General features: G+C 35.0%; 21 protein-coding genes. 5 read left to right on the forward strand and 16 right to left on the reverse strand.

What is annotated here, in order from left to right; genetic code table 11:
* Positions 1-604: 604 nt before the first annotated feature.
* On the forward strand, positions 605-1,321 hold the full coding sequence (locus BQ7352_RS00135) for a replication initiation protein (protein ID WP_072445852.1): 717 nt from the start codon (positions 605-607) through the stop codon (positions 1,319-1,321).
* 108 nt (positions 1,322-1,429) lie between these two features.
* Here the strand turns inward: BQ7352_RS00135 and BQ7352_RS00140 are convergent, their stop codons facing one another.
* Together BQ7352_RS00140 and BQ7352_RS00145 are read right to left on the reverse strand one after the other, a co-directional pair.
* Positions 1,430-2,296 (reverse strand): DUF5688 family protein, encoded by an 867-nt coding sequence (locus BQ7352_RS00140; RefSeq protein ID WP_072445854.1) that lies wholly within the window; start codon positions 2,294-2,296, stop codon positions 1,430-1,432.
* 59 nt (positions 2,297-2,355) lie between these two features.
* On the reverse strand, positions 2,356-2,640 hold the full coding sequence (locus BQ7352_RS00145) for a hypothetical protein (protein ID WP_072445857.1): 285 nt from the start codon (positions 2,638-2,640) through the stop codon (positions 2,356-2,358).
* A gap of 454 nt (positions 2,641-3,094) precedes the next feature.
* Between BQ7352_RS00145 and BQ7352_RS00150 the strand changes: the two genes are divergently transcribed.
* Both BQ7352_RS00150 and BQ7352_RS00155 read left to right on the forward strand, forming a co-directional pair.
* Complete coding sequence (locus BQ7352_RS00150) at positions 3,095-3,352, forward strand: type II toxin-antitoxin system RelB/DinJ family antitoxin (protein WP_072445859.1); 258 nt, start codon at positions 3,095-3,097, stop codon at positions 3,350-3,352.
* Positions 3,352-3,615, forward strand: coding sequence for a Txe/YoeB family addiction module toxin (locus tag BQ7352_RS00155; RefSeq protein WP_072445861.1), 264 nt, complete (start codon positions 3,352-3,354; stop codon positions 3,613-3,615). The genes BQ7352_RS00150 and BQ7352_RS00155 overlap by 1 nt, the downstream gene beginning before the upstream one ends.
* 86 nt (positions 3,616-3,701) lie before the next feature.
* On the opposite strand, the gene BQ7352_RS00160 is transcribed toward BQ7352_RS00155, so the two are convergent.
* The 3 genes from BQ7352_RS00160 to BQ7352_RS00175 form a co-directional block, all read right to left on the reverse strand.
* Positions 3,702-4,595, reverse strand: a complete 894-nt coding sequence (locus tag BQ7352_RS00160) for a class I SAM-dependent methyltransferase (protein WP_072445863.1) — start codon at positions 4,593-4,595, stop codon at positions 3,702-3,704.
* A 187-nt stretch (positions 4,596-4,782) separates the two neighbouring features.
* Complete coding sequence (locus BQ7352_RS00165) at positions 4,783-5,241, reverse strand: JAB domain-containing protein (RefSeq protein WP_072445865.1); 459 nt, start codon at positions 5,239-5,241, stop codon at positions 4,783-4,785.
* A gap of 352 nt (positions 5,242-5,593) precedes the next feature.
* Positions 5,594-5,803, reverse strand: coding sequence for a hypothetical protein (locus tag BQ7352_RS00175; protein WP_072445869.1), 210 nt, complete (start codon positions 5,801-5,803; stop codon positions 5,594-5,596).
* 168 nt (positions 5,804-5,971) lie between these two features.
* Between BQ7352_RS00175 and BQ7352_RS00180 the strand changes: the two genes are divergently transcribed.
* Both BQ7352_RS00180 and BQ7352_RS14575 read left to right on the forward strand, forming a co-directional pair.
* Positions 5,972-6,235, forward strand: coding sequence for a helix-turn-helix domain-containing protein (locus tag BQ7352_RS00180; RefSeq protein ID WP_072445871.1), 264 nt, complete (start codon positions 5,972-5,974; stop codon positions 6,233-6,235).
* A 70-nt stretch (positions 6,236-6,305) separates the two neighbouring features.
* Positions 6,306-6,461, forward strand: a complete 156-nt coding sequence (locus BQ7352_RS14575; RefSeq protein WP_200791348.1) for a hypothetical protein — start codon at positions 6,306-6,308, stop codon at positions 6,459-6,461.
* Between the two features lie 418 nt (positions 6,462-6,879).
* Here BQ7352_RS14575 and BQ7352_RS00185 read toward each other — a convergent pair whose 3' ends face one another.
* The 11 genes from BQ7352_RS00185 to BQ7352_RS00235 are packed head-to-tail and all read right to left on the reverse strand — an operon-like array spanning position 6,880 to position 16,011.
* On the reverse strand, positions 6,880-7,938 hold the full coding sequence (locus BQ7352_RS00185) for an ArdC family protein (protein ID WP_072445873.1): 1,059 nt from the start codon (positions 7,936-7,938) through the stop codon (positions 6,880-6,882).
* A 2-nt stretch (positions 7,939-7,940) separates the two neighbouring features.
* Entirely contained in the window at positions 7,941-8,147 is a 207-nt protein-coding gene (locus tag BQ7352_RS00190; protein ID WP_072445875.1) for a hypothetical protein, read from the reverse strand.
* An 18-nt stretch (positions 8,148-8,165) separates the two neighbouring features.
* The gene (locus BQ7352_RS00195; protein WP_072445877.1) at positions 8,166-8,465 is read right to left on the reverse strand and encodes a hypothetical protein; all 300 of its coding nucleotides are present in this window, start codon (positions 8,463-8,465) and stop codon (positions 8,166-8,168) included.
* The gene (locus tag BQ7352_RS00200; protein WP_072445879.1) at positions 8,452-9,549 is read right to left on the reverse strand and encodes a hypothetical protein; all 1,098 of its coding nucleotides are present in this window, start codon (positions 9,547-9,549) and stop codon (positions 8,452-8,454) included. Before BQ7352_RS00200 ends, BQ7352_RS00195 begins: the two co-directional genes overlap by 14 nt.
* Before the next feature lie 12 nt (positions 9,550-9,561).
* Positions 9,562-10,656, reverse strand: coding sequence for a DUF3991 and TOPRIM domain-containing protein (locus BQ7352_RS00205; RefSeq protein ID WP_072445881.1), 1,095 nt, complete (start codon positions 10,654-10,656; stop codon positions 9,562-9,564).
* A 5-nt stretch (positions 10,657-10,661) separates the two neighbouring features.
* The gene (locus tag BQ7352_RS00210; protein ID WP_072445883.1) at positions 10,662-11,471 is read right to left on the reverse strand and encodes a hypothetical protein; all 810 of its coding nucleotides are present in this window, start codon (positions 11,469-11,471) and stop codon (positions 10,662-10,664) included.
* 17 nt (positions 11,472-11,488) lie between these two features.
* A complete protein-coding gene (locus BQ7352_RS14475) occupies positions 11,489-11,728 on the reverse strand; it encodes a hypothetical protein (protein ID WP_072445885.1) in 240 nt (79 codons plus the stop codon).
* A gap of 47 nt (positions 11,729-11,775) precedes the next feature.
* Complete coding sequence (locus BQ7352_RS00220) at positions 11,776-12,537, reverse strand: class B sortase (protein ID WP_072445887.1); 762 nt, start codon at positions 12,535-12,537, stop codon at positions 11,776-11,778.
* A complete protein-coding gene (locus tag BQ7352_RS00225) occupies positions 12,534-13,271 on the reverse strand; it encodes a hypothetical protein (protein ID WP_072445889.1) in 738 nt (245 codons plus the stop codon). The genes BQ7352_RS00220 and BQ7352_RS00225 overlap by 4 nt, the downstream gene beginning before the upstream one ends.
* Positions 13,249-14,082 (reverse strand): class C sortase, encoded by an 834-nt coding sequence (locus tag BQ7352_RS00230; RefSeq protein ID WP_072445891.1) that lies wholly within the window; start codon positions 14,080-14,082, stop codon positions 13,249-13,251. Before BQ7352_RS00230 ends, BQ7352_RS00225 begins: the two co-directional genes overlap by 23 nt.
* An 18-nt stretch (positions 14,083-14,100) precedes the next feature.
* Entirely contained in the window at positions 14,101-16,011 is a 1,911-nt protein-coding gene (locus BQ7352_RS00235) for an isopeptide-forming domain-containing fimbrial protein (RefSeq protein ID WP_072445893.1), read from the reverse strand.
* Positions 16,012-16,013: the final 2 nt, after the last annotated feature.

Genomic DNA, 16,013 nt, shown 5'->3' on the forward strand with positions numbered 1-16,013 from the left:
TTCCGGTTGACGGAAGTCTGGTGGGACTTACCTCAACCCGCAGGATATTCCTGCTATTTTCTGTTTTGCTGATTTCCGTATATCCGTTATCTGTATGGGACAACGCAAAAGTGGCCAGAAATTAGGGGAATGACAAGGGGCAAGCGCAGCGCAGCTATGTACACCTTTTCTTACCCCTAATTTTAGGCTATGCTTTAAGTTCCCATACGACGGATATACGGAAGTAAACAGAATGCCACAGGAGCACCTGCGGGTGTACGTCTTAAATAGTTTATCGTTTAAAGAAAACTTACCATTCATTGAGGTTTATAAGTAAATAACTATAATGAGATATTAGACTACTTTTATACTTATAAATACATACTTAAATACTTAGAGGAGCACAAAAATCTCTGAGTGCCTTATAAATACTAATGTTCAAGAATTTTGAACGGAAACATCTGGGTTGTAAAAAGAAACATTTAGGTAGTTAAAAGAAACGTTTAGGTAGTTGAAAAGAAACATTTAGGTAGTCTGATAGTGTAATATACCTGAAAGAAACAAGTGCCTTGACATTGTTACCTTTTATAGTATAATAGTTATATCTTTATTAGAGGTAACAATTATGAAAAATATGTGTTTAAACAAAGAAAATCAGGTTGTTATGGCAAACGATTTAATCAAGAGTAAAAGCTGCCTCTCTTTGAATGAAATAAAATTGCTGCGCCTCACAATTATGCAGATTGTGAAGGAAGACAATGATTTCTATACATACAAAATATCTATTATGGAATTGGCAAAATTACTAGACATCCCCAGTACACATTTATATTCTGACGTATATGATATTTGCAGACATCTTTTACAAGAAGTCGTTGAGATTGGTGATGGAAACCCTAAACATAAATGGAAAATATTCCAATGGTGCAGTAGTTGCAGTTATAACAACGGAATTATTACAATAAAGCTCCACGAAGATTTACAGCCTTATTTAATACAATTAAAAGGTTACTATACACAATATGTATTAGAAGATATTATATTGCTCAAAACGATTTATGCAATTCGTATTTATGAACTAATACGTGAAGCAATGAAAGGGCAAAAGGTATATGCTGATAAAATAGCGATTATAACTTTAAGTGAGGAAACAATCAGAAAAGCAACCGGAACTGAAGACAAATATACAAAAATGAGTATGTTTCGAGCACGAGTTATTGATGCGGCATTAAAAGAAATCAATGCAAAATTAGGCTATAACATAAGTTATGAACCACTAAAATGCAGCCGAAAAATTGTAGGTTTCCGTTTTAAAATAGAGTCTAAAAACAATGGCAAGTAAACAATTTTCAGGTTAAAAATTATAAGGTGCTATTTATAGCACCTTATAATTTCTAATACACTATACACACTTTAGTTGACAAGGTGCTATTTATAGCACCTTGTTTCTTCAAGCTTTATGTAATCTTCCATTTTCCCAAACAAATACATTATCTGATAAATATTCATTTGGCGATAACACTGTGTTATTTACTTCCTGTACCATTTTTTTGCATGATCTTATATCGTCTTTTGATTTATAAGGAACTGCAATAAATTCATGAACAGAACTGGGTAGTATAAGAAATTTAGAAGAAAACTGTTTTTCTAATTTATCCATTACTTTTTCACTAACCATAAGCGCTGCGCCTTCATCATTATCTTTTGTAGTTACAACCAATATTTTGATTTTCTTATCTGCTTCCTCTAACGGAAAATCTTCAATATATTCTTTTATAATATTTTCGATAGGTGCAATATAATAATGCTTTTCTAAATTTTCTTTTGCGTATAAAAAGACTTCTTCTTTTGTCAGGTTGAGAGCTTTTAACAGATCATTTTTCACTCTTATTTTTCCAATACTTTCTCCAAACTCAATACGAATATAAAAAGTAATTGCCATATCCTCTACAGGGATAAATAGAATATCTTCTTGTTTTAGTCCTTCAGCATTTCTATTTAAAGATATCAAAGTCATATAGAGATTTTCCTTTATATAATCCATATTTTTCATCACATTACTAACTTTCTCTGCTTCTGGCTGATCTCCCGCTAAGATACTTTCCATATATTCAATCAATTCTTTATCTGACATCTGAATAATACTTTCATGATTATAAATTATAGGATAAGTATTACTGCCCGATCTCAAAATGGCATATCCTTCCAATTTCTCATTTCTTTTCCAACGTTGCACATATTCCACTGTAAAATCTTTTTCTTCTTCTCTCAAAAGTTCATTTAATTTTTCTACTCTCATCATCATTTTTTCTCTCATAATTAAAATCCTTTCCGCTTTTTAGCTATTAAATTTTTCCATACAATACAGGAACTAGGCTAATCCCAGTTCCTATATTTTTGCGATATAGTTGTAATAATCCCAATTACTGCATTTAAAGCTTCACCCCATGTAGTAGATCCTTGAGTAGCTTTCTGTCTATGTAGCCAAGAATAAAGATATTGATATTCTATTTTTTCATGAGTATCAAAAATAAAACTTATTTCTTTTTCTACATCTTCTCTGTTTCGTTCCAGCATTTGAAGATTTTCTTCTGAAACATCAATCGCTGTAATCGTTACAATACCTTCTTTGATATCAATAGATGTTATTTCAACTGTCACATTTCCACCTCCTTTCCAGGTCTATTTTGTGATACATTTTTTTCAACAACTGAAGAACACGATATGTAGTTGTCAAGGTGCTAAGCAACTTGTTTGTTGCTTATGAGCCATTTTCATCACAGGCGTTATGTTCTGCGTCAATGAGCAAGGTGTTTCTACAGAAACACCGATACGCCGTAGGGCAATCATTGACGCAGAACATAGGCTGTGATATGCCTTCAGAACGAATGAAAACTCACGTTTCCTATGCTGAAAGAAAAGTGTCTAACTTATAAGCAACAAACAAATTGCAGAACCACAGACAGCATCATTCGTTCTTTTGTTCTAAAAAAATATTAAAATACAGATGTAATGCAAAGGTGTGATATTATATAGCAATTATATAGTAATTTGCTTGCTTTTTATCTTTCTTTGCTATAATATATATATAAGAAATAGAAAAGGAGTGAGTAGTATGGCACAAATCAATTTTCGTGTAGATGATGATATAAAGCGAAGCGCCGAAAGAACACTTAATGACATAGGATTGAATATGTCTACTGCAATTACTATTTTTCTCAAGGCAGTTGTTCGTGAAAATCGTATTCCTTTTGAACTATCCGCTGATCCATTCTGCAGCAAAGAAAATATGGACGAATTAGAAAGACGGCTAAATGATATTCATTCTGGAAAAAGTACGTTAAAAGAGCATGACTTGATTGAGGTAGACTAATGAAAAAACTCTGGGAAGATAATGCGTGGAATGAATATTTAGAATGGCAGACTAAAGACAAAAAAACATTAAAAAAAATAAACCGACTTTTATTAGACATTGATCGAAATGGTTATAATTGTATCGGAAAACCAGAAGCATTAAGTGGAAATCTTGCTGGATATTGGAGCGTCCGCATTGATGAGAAGAATAGAATTGTCTTTAGAATTAACGAAAATAGCATTGAAATTTTACAATGTGGTACTCATTATAGAGATAAATAAGCAACATTCTTCTTTTTAACAGTCCTATTTTTTCTTTTTAGGAAAGGAAACAAAAAGGTAGGTGCTATAAATAGCACCTACCTTTTTTAACTTAAATACCACAAACCATTTTCAAAGAAAAAAATCTTCCGATAGGCATATAAAGTTTGACGAACCTTCTCCTTTACATGATTATTTTTTTCTGCTTTTTTATATCCCGAAACTTGCTGATAAATATTATGCAACTCTATTTTCCCACCGGCTTTTTCTATAATATCTGCTATCACATCTTTCCACGTTACACTCTCCAGGTTGCGAATATCTGCTATCCTGTTGACTGCAAATTGTACTGGATAAATCAAATCCTCTGCTTTTTTTAACAGTAATACATATTCATGTTGAATGCGAATAAAATTTTCATTTGCATACTGGTTTTTATTACTCATACAATTATGCTGTACTTTTATGACAATATTTTCAATGATACCCGGTTTCGCAATTTCTAATAGCATACTATACAGTTTCCCCTGTTTCTTCAAGTCTCCCATTAAAACTGCCATGTGTCCTCCTGTCTCTAAAGAAGCAAATTGTTTTATCATACAAGCATTTAGTTTTTTAATAAAATCTTCCCAACTTCTACACTGTGATAAATCTACTTCATTTGCACAAATACCGTATTTTTTCTCTATCTCTGATGCTGCATACATATTGTCCGCATACCGTATCATATTATGATAAGGCGGATGCCAGAAAATAAATTCGTTTCTTTCCGGAACATCCATGTTTAAAAGATCAAATCCTTGATTTAAGTCATATACATTCGCTTTTATATTTTTTCTGTCCGCCACGTCTTTTGTTGTTCCGGAACCGCACATATAATCACTGATATTTTTTACTTTGTAAAAATCAATTAAATCTTCAATCAATCTTGGTGAACAGTTTCCTCTATAGAGGTTATTTCCACCAATTCCTCTTTCTTTGTAAGATACTATACTTTGCATGTACTTCCTCCTTTAAATCATTTGTTTTTTAGTTCCATAATACTGATACGACAATCTTCTATATTGGTTTTCTCCGTGCCCCCTCTCCTAAAAAAGATAATTTAATATACTGTTTTCGCAACATTTTAAAATTGGGTGCTATAAATAGCACCCACCCATACTTTCCTTATAAATAACCTTTTTTGTATTATAAAAGCTCATTTTCCTTCCGGAAGGAATAATATTCACCACTACCTATGATGATAAAATCATCTAGTGGAATTTCTAACAATTTTGCTGCATCCATAATCTTTTTGCAAATATCCCTATCCTGTTCACTTGGTAATATATTTCCTGATGGATGGTTATGTACTATGATAATATTCGCAGCGCCAATGAGTAATGCTCTCATAAAAATTTCTCTATTCGATAAAAATGCAGCATTTATCGTTCCATGTGAAATTTCAAAAATACCAATAAGCATTTTTTTCGTATCGTATGCAAACATAAACACATATTCTTCTGCTTTTTTGTCTAAATGTAATTCTTTTGTAGAAAATTCAAAAACTTTTTTGCAATCTGTCATTGCATCATTACAAATTATTTTTTTACCACGAACTAAAACAGTCCTTTTATTTCTTAATTCAGCTTCATAAAGATATGCCATTTACATTCCTCCTAATAATGATTTTCCGGTTTCACAGAAAATTAAAGAAACAATATTTCTAAAATTACCGGTATTAGATTTTCGTATATTTTGCTGTATGGGATAACGATAGACAATCCAGAAAAGCAGAAAAAACACAAGGGCGAAGCTCTGTATACCCTTGTGTTTTTTCTGCTTTTCTGGCATGGTCGTTTCCCCATGCAGCCATATACGAAAAAAATCGGTGATTTTGAAATACTTAAAGAAGATATCCGCTTTACTTTGCGCTCCTCTCCTAAAAAAGAAAATCATTTATTCTTATCTCTTTACATCTTTGCCATTTTCCTATATAATTTAAAATCATAATATTTTTTCAGTCCACTTTTGGTTGCCGCCGAGTGGACTTCTTTTTCATTAAAATTTCCCATCTTCTGACTTTTTCGATACAGCAAAATATCATGTACGAAATTATTCCTACTGAAAATATTTGTCCTGTAAAGCTCATATTATTAGGCATTTCAAATACAGTATTAAATAATAATGCCGTTCCAAGTAAAGCCTGTGTAACACTTTCTCTGTGCATTTTTCATTCCTCCATTCTGATAATTTATTTTCCTTTGTAACAATTATATTTTATCACTAATTTTAGTGAATGTCAATGCGCTTTTCACTATTATTTGTGAATATATATGTTGACTTTTTCACGGATAATGCTACTATATTGTATATAATCATAGTGGAGGTAACAGAAATGTTAGAATATAAAATCGACATAATAGAAGAACTGGAGAAAATTGGTGTGAACACAACAAAAGCCCGGGAAACTGGAATTTTCGGGCAATCAACTATGAAAAAATTTAAAAATAAAGATACTTCCATTTCTTTAGATAATCTTAATCGACTTTGTGCAATCTTGGAAATGCAGCCACGAGATATCATAAAATACATTGAAACAGATAACGATAGAGAAAATTACATCTCGAAAATTAGTGAAAAATCTATTGACATTCACTAATATTCGTGATATTATATATTTGTAAGGAAGATATCTTACAAATCCCCCTTATGGGAGAAAGGAGAAGAAAATGCAAGATATGGGAATGACAGACAAACAGTTTAACGGTTTCATAAGATTTTTAATCGATGGCTTACAAGAAGCTAAGGATGAAAAAGACACCCAAAAGAAAGATGACCGTATTCAAAAAATACTTGATAATCTTCAAAGTACATTGGAAGATTAAAGAGTAGGTGCTATAAATAGCACCTACTCTTTAATAGTAAACGCAGTTAGAAAAAATACTATTTTTTATTTTATACGAGCCCTGACAAAAGCAAATGATAGCGAAGCTTCGCAGGCAGAAAACTAAAAAGATACCCAAAAAATTTCACAAAAAAGTCAAATAGATTTTGTCTGAAATATAAAAAGGAAGAACTCAAACCGAAATTGTAGATGAGTTACAGGTAAACAAGCAAGAAGTAAATCAAATAACATGTGAATAAACTACAAATCCGTAGTCATCGACACTGTGGTAATGTGTGTAACCATTTGCCTATGCCAGCGTGGGAAAGTATGTTTATAATCTGTGGAAAATCAATTTTCCATGGATTATAAATAAACTTTTCCATGCAGAATAAATGGTTATGCACATTTCCACGGTGCTAAATTTCTAATCCTTTTCCAGCCCTCATATTTTTTTCTATTCCTATAATCTTGTGTTCAGCAGAAATATTTTGTACGTTTCTTTGCTGTACGATATCCGGATTTTTCATATATTCTTCTATTTGGTTTAAATGTTTTCCCATAACTCTATGTATGTGTTCAAAGGAGTCATTCATTCCCCTCTCTATTTCCCTTTTCTGAGCTTCTAACGGCAGCTCTTGATACTTTTCCTGCATTTCCTTTTCAAATTGATTGTAGGCATGTTTAAAGTGTCTTCTGCGGGCATCTGTGATTTCTATGCCTAAATAATCCTGAAGCATAATGGAAATACAATCTGCCTCATATTCCCGTTGCCCTTCTCCCTTTTCCTTTCCCTCTACACCGTGTTTTTCTATGGCATGTCCCATTTCATGGGATAATGTAGAAAGCTTTTCTACCCCCTCCAGTTTCTCATTTAATACAATTCCATTCTTATAATAATAACCTTTTAATGATATGGAAGATAAATCCTCTGTTCTTACACTACACTGCAATTCATTTTCCGCATAGCTTTCCAAAGCTGCAATCATTTTATCTGCATCTTCTGAAGCTTGCCCCATATCAAAGTATTTCGGGTACTGCTCTTTTGGAAAATTTGTTTGTGCAATATCAAAAACATAACCGATTTGAAACCCTTGTTTTACTACCCCTTCCAGCTCCCCTTTTTTATACAAATCCTTTTCTTCTTTTGTGGCATTCCGCAAGGACACCACAGAACCGTCTTCTCGTTTTAATAAAGTGGATTGTACAGCGTACCAGATTGCAATGCCCTTTTCTCCACGATTTACAGATACCCCTTCTTTTTTCCATCCAGCAAACGATTTTACAAAGGTTGCATGAGGATTTTGCTGATAAATAAGAGCAGTATTCCGTTGTGAATACTGATGAAAATTTTTTGAAAATCTTAGATATTCTACTATCGTCTCCGGATTTTCCTGATAGGACTTTGCAAATTCTTCCATCTTTTTTCTAGCAAATTCTCTATTTTCCTCTGCTTTTTGAGACCAATTTTTTTCCAATATTATTCCTCCTGAAAGCGCTTTAAAATTTCTTGCTGCATAGCTGCATCCAGCTTGTCTAAAGTTTCTAACTCTGCATCTGTAACACTTCCCACCGGAATTAAATCATTTTCACAGTCAAAAAAATAGAGTTCTCCATATTCCGTTTCTACGATTGCCTTATCCCTGTAATATCCAACAATTATATTATCCTTTAAAATTTTTTCCATTTTTATCCTATTTCCTTTCTATAACATCATTCTAATTTGGTTATAAATATCCTGCAACACGGCAACAAGCTCTACCCTTATTTCCGGATACAAGAGCGTTAATAGACCGATTGCGGCCAACAATAGAATTATTATTGTTGCCGCAATCCTGATTACCCCACCTATTACCCGTATAAAAAATTTTATCATGTTATTTTTTTCGACAATCATTATTTCTTTGTTGTCCACCTGATATTTTTTCCTTAAATCTTCTTGTTTCTGTTGTTCCTCTTTTTCCTTCAGGATATTATCCATAATTCCATTTTTAAGCTTTGCCATTCTTCTTTTTCCTCTTAAACATATCTCGTATACTCTTTCTCTGTGGAATATCCTTACTCTTATTATCCAAAGGTATAATATCTTCATAAATGGGAAGATTATCGATTGCAAACTCATACGCTTCCGGAGAATAACAAGGGAAATATATCCTTTCTTCTTTATCTTTCATGGACTCTTTTAAGCCTTTTCGGTCTGCTTCTGGTACATGGATAAACAAATAATAAATATCTGTATAAAATTCATTTTCTATCAACGTAGTTGTATAGACTACCTCTGAAACTTTTGCTCCGACACAAGCCAGCCGTATATCTTTTTCCAGATAAGACGTGCGGTTGAAATTTTGGCTGCCACAAACTCCATAGTCGTAAACATAAAAATCATATCCCAGCTTTAAAATTTCAGAAATTTTATCCTGCCTATAAAAATGATGAACGTTCATAAAAACTACTTCGCCCATGTCCTCATCTACATTTTCACAATCATAAAAGGCAGCAACATTTTCTACATATCCTGTATCATTCATCTCAATATAACAGGCTTTATATCCTTTATAGAGCAAGTATTTTACAACCTGTAACGCTTGTGTTGTAGTCCCTATTCGGCTCATCGCACCGGCAACACCAATCAATTTATAGCTTGCTTCTCGTCTCCGTTCTTCTTCCTGCTCCTGTAACGTAATAATTTCCAATTCTTCAAATCCATTTGCTTCATAATACCCTGCCAAAGCCAGCTCTAATTGCTGCTTTATTTCGGATAGCGTTACGCCAATAATAAAATTCTTGATACCAACCTTGCACAGCTCTACCAAAACTTTATTTTTTAACATATATCCTGATGCGTAAATAATCACTGTTGCATTATTACAGTTGCGAATTGTAATAATTTGTTTTGCAATTTCTTCAGCTGAGTCCAAATATTGCTGAATATCAAAAATCATATACTCTACACCCTGATGCTCCAAAATCTCGGTCTTCTGTAATTCTATCCGGCTGTTTGATTTTACATAGGCAAATTCTTTTCCTTTTTTTTCTGCGATTTCTTCCGCAAAATAACCTTTTTCTGCTGAACCAATAAATATAATCATATTTCCCTCTAGCTAAAATCTTAAATTTTGAATTGTTCCATACATCTGCGCCTCCTGATAGGCTTCGTTCCAATCTGTTTCTTCCTTTACCGGGAGACGTTCTATAATTTCCGCTTCAATTTTTCGGCACTGCAAGGCTTCTCTTATCTTTTCTACACTTAAATGCCCTGCATAGTCATTATCTACGGCTATATAGACTTTCTTCTTCGGTTTCCTTAATAAATGGTTTATGAGTGCTTCGTATTTGCATGAACCACACAAAAAGAGATAATCGTATGCTTTAAAATCCCTTCCCTGCTTTTTTAAAAGACTCATGATGCTCATACCATCAATCACGCTTTCTGCAATAATAAGGTTTTCTGCATCAAAGTTTAAATAAAATCCATATTCATAATTACTTCCCATGCAGTCTCCAATGTATTTTCTTTCTGTATTTGTCCCTCTTAAAAAACCATATACCGGAGCTTTGCTGTCGTCATATCCTACAAAGACACAATTTCCATAAACATCCTGATAAAGCATCTGTTCATCGACAAAAAATTGAACTACTTCTTTATCAAGCATACGAATTTTTGTAAGATAAGCAAATACACGTCTCATATTATCTACTCTTTTTGGAAGCTGCAGCTTAACATTCTCAGTCTCCTGCTTCTTCCATGTCTGTTTTTCTCTTGCCGGTCCTTGCTTTATGCTTCTTTGTACTCTATTTGTAAAATAAGTGAGAGCCTCGTGCATATCCATATTGGCAAACATCACCGCAAAATCAATCACATCCCCACCGGCGCCGATTGCACTACCAGCACCCGGATGGGAATTTCGCCAGAAACGTTTCTTTTGTGGATCAATTCGAACACTGTCATATTCTTCCAGCGTAAAATATCTGCCTATTCTTCTTACGTGATATCCCAGTTCCTGTGCAAAGTCCTGAATATCGATTTCCTCTATAATCCGATCACGAATATCGTTATCTCTTTTTTTATAAAATTCATATTTATGCTGGTTGATAAAAGCGACAACCGCTCTGCGGTCTGTCATATTCGGTAATTCAATATTCAGATATCTTGCCATATCCTCTACAAAATCAATCTGTTTCTGGCTTGGTAGCATAATTCCTACTCCTGTTCTCCCTGCTTATATTCTTCTATTTTCTTATTATGTTCTTCTATTTTTGCCTCATATTCTGTAATCTCACTATCGAAATCTGCAATCGCTTCCTGATATGCAACAATATCCGCTTCTAGCTGCTGTATCAAGATATCCGTATTTAACTGTTCTTCTTCGGTTTGATACTTCTTAGCACCCAGCAAAGAGTTGATACGTTCGTTCGCATTGTTTATTTTTGTTTCCTGTTCTGCAATCGCATTTCTGTTTTCTTCTATTTTTGCTTCACATTCTGCAATATCCATTTCTTCCCTGTTAATTAGATATTGCTGCTCCGAATGATCTTTAATTTCTTCCACATGATTTACAGCTTTTTTGTTTGTAAAATATTTTAACATTTCTTCTGCATCCTGTGTAAGTTTAATTCGAAAAGAGATTTCTTTAAATTTATCCGGAACATTGTTGATCCGGATAATCGTAAGATTATCTGCTTCATAGATTTTTTCTACTTCCAGCTTCCCTTCCTTTCGATCTACGGCTTCATAATACAAATTTTCAATCCCATCCGTACTGTGATTTAAAATTTGAAACTCCAATTCCATCATCTTTTGCTTCGGCGCATAATCCCAGCGTTTCAAGGTAAAATCACGATCTGCAAAAGTTGTTGTTGTTCCTATTGGTGTAGCCTGTATCAATTTTCCGTCTTTCGGAAACCATTCCTTTGACGTAAAAAATGCAATCAGAAGAACTATATATACTACAACAAATCCTTCTAAAAACACACTTTTTCCCAAATGTATCCTTTTCAGTTGTTTTTTCATTATCTTCTTCCTTAGTCTTATAAATAATTCTGAAAAATCTCCTTCATAAAAAGAGGATGTAAATCTTTATCGATATAATAAATAGGCTTCCCAGAAAGAATAAGTTTTTTTCTTTCTTCTCTACTCACCGTGCCAATACATAGGATATCTGTTGCATCCTGCATTGCAGAGGATGTGTAAATAAAATACTTCCTTAATTTTTTTATATAGTCTTCTTTCTTATTTTCACCACAGTATATATAATATTTTTTCTGCATTTCTCTTTGCAGGACGCTTCTGTTCCCGCTTTCCTTTCTTTGTATCTTTACTGCAATACAAATTTTTCTTTCTTTAAAGCAAAATTTAACACTAGTCTGTGTGTCCCACCAGCTCTGCCATGACACGTTGCCAGTGTAAAAATTTGTGCCGGTTCTTTTTCTTCATCTGAAGTTTCCAAATCAACGAAACTTCTTTTTTCTAAATTGCTTATAATTTCTTCTGCCTTGCTGCGTTCCCATGTTTTTTCTTCCAGCTCAAAGATTTCATCTGTATTTTCACATTGAAAAACCGAAATCAACTCTAATTCCTTCGTTCTCTCTTTTGTATAAAAATAAGCTGTTCGGTGAGATGCAGCATACTCCGTATCTCTATACTTTTTCAGACCACCAAACATTTGTCCGGAAATCATGTTATGCCCGTATAAGCAAACATGGAAATCCTGATTTAATTCCACATTCTGAAAGGCAAAGATAGAGCCTAAAGCACTTGCTTTTCCTCGAAAATCCTTTTTTAAATATTCCTGATCCGTATCTCCTATCAGCACAGGATAATCTACCTTTGTTTCCGGTATATAAAGCCAGCCGCTAATCTCACTATTAACCTTTTCTAATGCTTCAAAGTCAATGTATCGATTAAATGGATCATCTGCATCCACTTCTTCCTGATTACCGGCTGGGACTTTTACAACCTGTTCCTTTAAGGTTTCACTATTTTCTTCTGCATTTAAAAACAGCAATAGCTCTTTTAGCCCTAATGCCACAAACAGGAAAAGGCAGCATGTCAATATTACATTTATCAGCTTTTTCATTCTTTTTTCTTTGTTTTTTTCGTTCCTACATTAAGGGCTACCAAAAGCAATACAATAATCAATGCTCCGGCAAAATATTTCAAAATAGGACTGTCTAATCCGGTTTGCGGAGCTCCCGGTCTTCCGGGAGAGTCCGTTGTAATCCTTCCCGGTTCTGGTTCATGTTTCGGAATTACCTTAATGTCATAGTTCATTTCTCCCTCTGCTTCATCAAAGGTTGGAATGGAAATCAGAAATGGGGTTACTTTTTCATATTTTGCCGTATTCGTAGCCTCTAAAAAATATACACCCACCGGTAAATCTTGAAAGCAGAGCTTTCCATCTTTATCTGTCAACAACACTTTTTCTGCTGAAAAATCTAAAGCAGCCAGCTTCTCCGCAGCTTCTTCCATGTCTTTTGCTGACTCGATTGCATTTAAGTCAATACCTGAAGCAGAGAACTCATCTTTCATTACATATTCTCCCTTCACGATTTCTCCTACTTTGGTACAGGAAAATTCTACCTTTTCCCTTGATGTACCTTTTCTTCCTTCTGTCAGCTCTACGCTAATGCTGCCTTTTCCTTCTACATTTACCTTTTCCAGTTCTTTTTCATCCATGAGGGAGTTTTCGCCTTCTGTTCCTTCGTGGTTTACCAAAGCATTACTGTCATTTGCGTATACTTGTATACTAAATGCAAATAAAAGGATTGCAGTTAGACATAGCAGAATTTTACTTCTCATTCTTTTTCTCATATCTCGTCCTCCTAAAAAAAGAAATTGATCCGGCTACAATAAAAATAAACGGCAACAGCAAAAAGAAAATTTCCCGAAAAGATGGTAATTTTTTCTCAATACTGTCATATTCCACTTTTTCATAGGGAACTCGTTCCCCTGTTACAATCAATCTCTGTGTGTTAATCCCATAAGGGGTACAGGTTATTAAGGTACATAAATCCTTTTCCGGTAAAATTTCCAGCAGCTCTGCTTCCTCCGGTTCTACTACTTCTATTTCGGTAATGCGGTATGCTAAAGTTTCCCCACATGTACTGATAAAAAAAAGATCGTCTTTTTCCAACTCATCCAGCCTTGTAAACAGTTTAGAATTTGGCAATCCCCTGTGTCCGGTAAGAATACATCTCGTATTATTCCCGCCCACGGGAAGGCTGCTGTCCTGAAAATGTCCCACACCACTTGCTAATACTTCCTCTGACGTTCCGTGATAAATTGGAATATCTACGTTAATTTTCGGAATTTCAATGCTTCCCATTACCCCTGTTCCTGAAAGATTTAATAGATTTTCATAATTTTCTTCACTTAAAATCCCATTCTGCAAGTCTCCAATGCTTGCCCCCTGTGTCTGGAACAGCATATCATTATACTCAGATGCTTTTGCTATTGCATCCTGTATCTGGCTTTTATCCTCCGCTTCAATGCTGCCCTGATAAGTAGCGACAGCATCTTTTTGATGCTGCCGCTCTATCATGCTACTTACCAGAGGATAAGATACGAGAAGCAGACCTATGATAAAAATAATCTTATTCCATATCTTTTTTTGCTTCTTCATTTTCCCTCTGATATCATCCTATTCTTCTTCTTTTTTGCTACGTTTTCTGTTAGATACGATTACACCGCCCATTAGCGCTGCTCCGGCACAAACAATTACCAGCATAGCAGAAGAACCGGTGATCGGAAGTTTCTTGCCAACCTCATTGATTACCTTAATATCCAAGTTACCCTGATTTACGTCTGTATGAAGGTTGATATCTTCGTCTTTAAATGCACCATTGTAGAAGGATTTAATATGCGCTGTACCTTCCAGCTTCTTCAGTGTCTTTTCTGTTGCACCGTCTCCCTTGACATAGCTGTTTCTGTCTGTGGTATAAGTCGGTTTTACGTTAATCACAATCGGATCAAGCAATGGTCTATATCCATCCGGCGCATCTGTTTCCTTCAGGTAATAAGTACCCTGATCCAAACCATAGATTTTGAAGATACCGTTTGCATCAGACACCATCTCAACAGCATCCTGTGGCGCTGTTCCGCCGGTATGGTCTGTGCCTCCCACAGAGTCACGGTTTATTACCACATATCCGCCCTGTCCCTGATTTGGATTTTTCTTTACATAAACCTCATTCTTACATTCCTTATCACTGTAAAGACGGAATTTCGCATCCTGAAGCACTTTATCGTGGTTATTGGTTTTTAATCCGTCCACTTCAAAGGTAAAGCATACAACCGTATCCCATGGTGTAAAGCCTGTCTCTCCCTTTCCGTTGGAGTCTGCATCATTGGAAAACTCTAAGCGGACATCATTTTCAAAGCCCGGTCTTCCGGTATCCAATGCAGCCAGATCATTTAAAGTTGCTTCGCATTTTAAAGTAACGGTTAAGCCGGTATAATCATTTTCCTGATTGTTGTTCATTTTATTAAATTCACGGTCTACAATCTTTTTGATATCCATGACTTCCACTTTGAAGGTATCGCCGGAGCCGTCCTGCGGCTTTTCTGTTAAAACATACTCATCGTCCTTCAGCTTATAGCTTTTGCCGTCTTTGCTGTTAATCACGATTTCCATTTTTGCTTTGTCTGCATGGAAGGTCAGCGCCTCATCCATTTTGTCGTGCCATGCGTAGTAATAAGTGTCATATCCATTCATATTCGGGATGGTAGACTCAAATTTGTATGGTACAGTCTGTCCGATTTCGTAGTCACCGATATCATTCCAGCCATCATTTTTAATGGCATCCTTGTTATCGTCTTCCTGAATTTTCTTTGTAATCTTAGGATAATCGGATTTGATGTTTACCTGTGCATCCGGATTAGCGGTATTTACCATACAAAGAGAGGAGGCAAACCACTGTTCTCCGTTTTCATCTGCCTTTGATAATTCGTCCACTACATAATATCCGTATACCAGACCTGTAATAGATATGGAATTATCTGATTTTGTAGACTGTACGGTAACAATTTCTCCGGATTTATTTTCTTTCTTAATCTGTGTTCTTACATCTTCCACGAAGTAGCGGAAGTCACTGTATCTTCCTTCCAATTCCTGCGGTGTATCTACCCCTTCTACCGGATTGGAGTTTAAGGTCTGGATATAGTCAATCGCCATATATTCTGTCACATCTGCCGGTCTTAACTGCGTTCCGTTCTTTTTATTTAACGCATTGGCTACGACTGTCTGAATGGCATTGGCAAATTCTGGGTTGAAGGTATAGTTGATGGACTCTCCGTCTTTGGAATTTTCTGCATTGAACAGCTGGAAAATCTCGAATTTCTTTCCTACTAAGGACTGACCTTCATTTCCATTGATGTTAATGCTTGCAGAACCCTTTCCAAAATCCAAAACACCGTTTACTACCTGATTTCCCTGTGCAGCTTCCATTTCCTCTGCATAAACCGGTGTCAATGCACTTCCTGCCATAGAGGTTGTTGCTGTTGCTACTACCAATCCCATCATCATCATTGCTTTAAAAATCTTGTTCTTCATTG

This window comes from Blautia sp. Marseille-P3201T, assembly GCF_900120295.1.
In the GTDB taxonomy this organism is placed as follows: domain Bacteria; phylum Bacillota; class Clostridia; order Lachnospirales; family Lachnospiraceae; genus Blautia.

Bases quoted from the DNA above. Each gene is read 5' to 3' on its own strand.
- BQ7352_RS00175 (WP_072445869.1), bottom strand. From the start codon at position 5,803: ATGCACAGAGAAAGTGTTACACAGGCTTTACTTGGAACGGCATTATTA.
- BQ7352_RS00160 (WP_072445863.1), bottom strand. From the start codon at position 4,595: ATGCAAAGTATAGTATCTTACAAAGAAAGAGGAATTGGTGGAAATAAC.
- BQ7352_RS00180 (WP_072445871.1), top strand. From the start codon at position 5,972: ATGTTAGAATATAAAATCGACATAATAGAAGAACTGGAGAAAATTGGT.
- BQ7352_RS00210 (WP_072445883.1), bottom strand. From the start codon at position 11,471: ATGAAAAAACAACTGAAAAGGATACATTTGGGAAAAAGTGTGTTTTTA.
- BQ7352_RS00205 (WP_072445881.1), bottom strand. From the start codon at position 10,656: ATGCTACCAAGCCAGAAACAGATTGATTTTGTAGAGGATATGGCAAGA.
- BQ7352_RS00165 (WP_072445865.1), bottom strand. From the start codon at position 5,241: ATGGCATATCTTTATGAAGCTGAATTAAGAAATAAAAGGACTGTTTTA.
- BQ7352_RS00225 (WP_072445889.1), bottom strand. From the start codon at position 13,271: ATGAGAAAAAGAATGAGAAGTAAAATTCTGCTATGTCTAACTGCAATC.
- BQ7352_RS14575 (WP_200791348.1), top strand. From the start codon at position 6,306: ATGCAAGATATGGGAATGACAGACAAACAGTTTAACGGTTTCATAAGA.
- BQ7352_RS00230 (WP_072445891.1), bottom strand. From the start codon at position 14,082: ATGAAGAAGCAAAAAAAGATATGGAATAAGATTATTTTTATCATAGGT.
- BQ7352_RS00140 (WP_072445854.1), bottom strand. From the start codon at position 2,296: ATGAGAGAAAAAATGATGATGAGAGTAGAAAAATTAAATGAACTTTTG.
- BQ7352_RS00200 (WP_072445879.1), bottom strand. From the start codon at position 9,549: ATGATTATATTTATTGGTTCAGCAGAAAAAGGTTATTTTGCGGAAGAA.
- BQ7352_RS00155 (WP_072445861.1), top strand. From the start codon at position 3,352: ATGAAAAAACTCTGGGAAGATAATGCGTGGAATGAATATTTAGAATGG.
- BQ7352_RS00190 (WP_072445875.1), bottom strand. From the start codon at position 8,147: ATGGAAAAAATTTTAAAGGATAATATAATTGTTGGATATTACAGGGAT.
- BQ7352_RS00135 (WP_072445852.1), top strand. From the start codon at position 605: ATGAAAAATATGTGTTTAAACAAAGAAAATCAGGTTGTTATGGCAAAC.
- BQ7352_RS00220 (WP_072445887.1), bottom strand. From the start codon at position 12,537: ATGAAAAAGCTGATAAATGTAATATTGACATGCTGCCTTTTCCTGTTT.
- BQ7352_RS00195 (WP_072445877.1), bottom strand. From the start codon at position 8,465: ATGGCAAAGCTTAAAAATGGAATTATGGATAATATCCTGAAGGAAAAA.
- BQ7352_RS00150 (WP_072445859.1), top strand. From the start codon at position 3,095: ATGGCACAAATCAATTTTCGTGTAGATGATGATATAAAGCGAAGCGCC.
- BQ7352_RS14475 (WP_072445885.1), bottom strand. From the start codon at position 11,728: ATGCAGAAAAAATATTATATATACTGTGGTGAAAATAAGAAAGAAGAC.
- BQ7352_RS00235 (WP_072445893.1), bottom strand. From the start codon at position 16,011: ATGAAGAACAAGATTTTTAAAGCAATGATGATGATGGGATTGGTAGTA.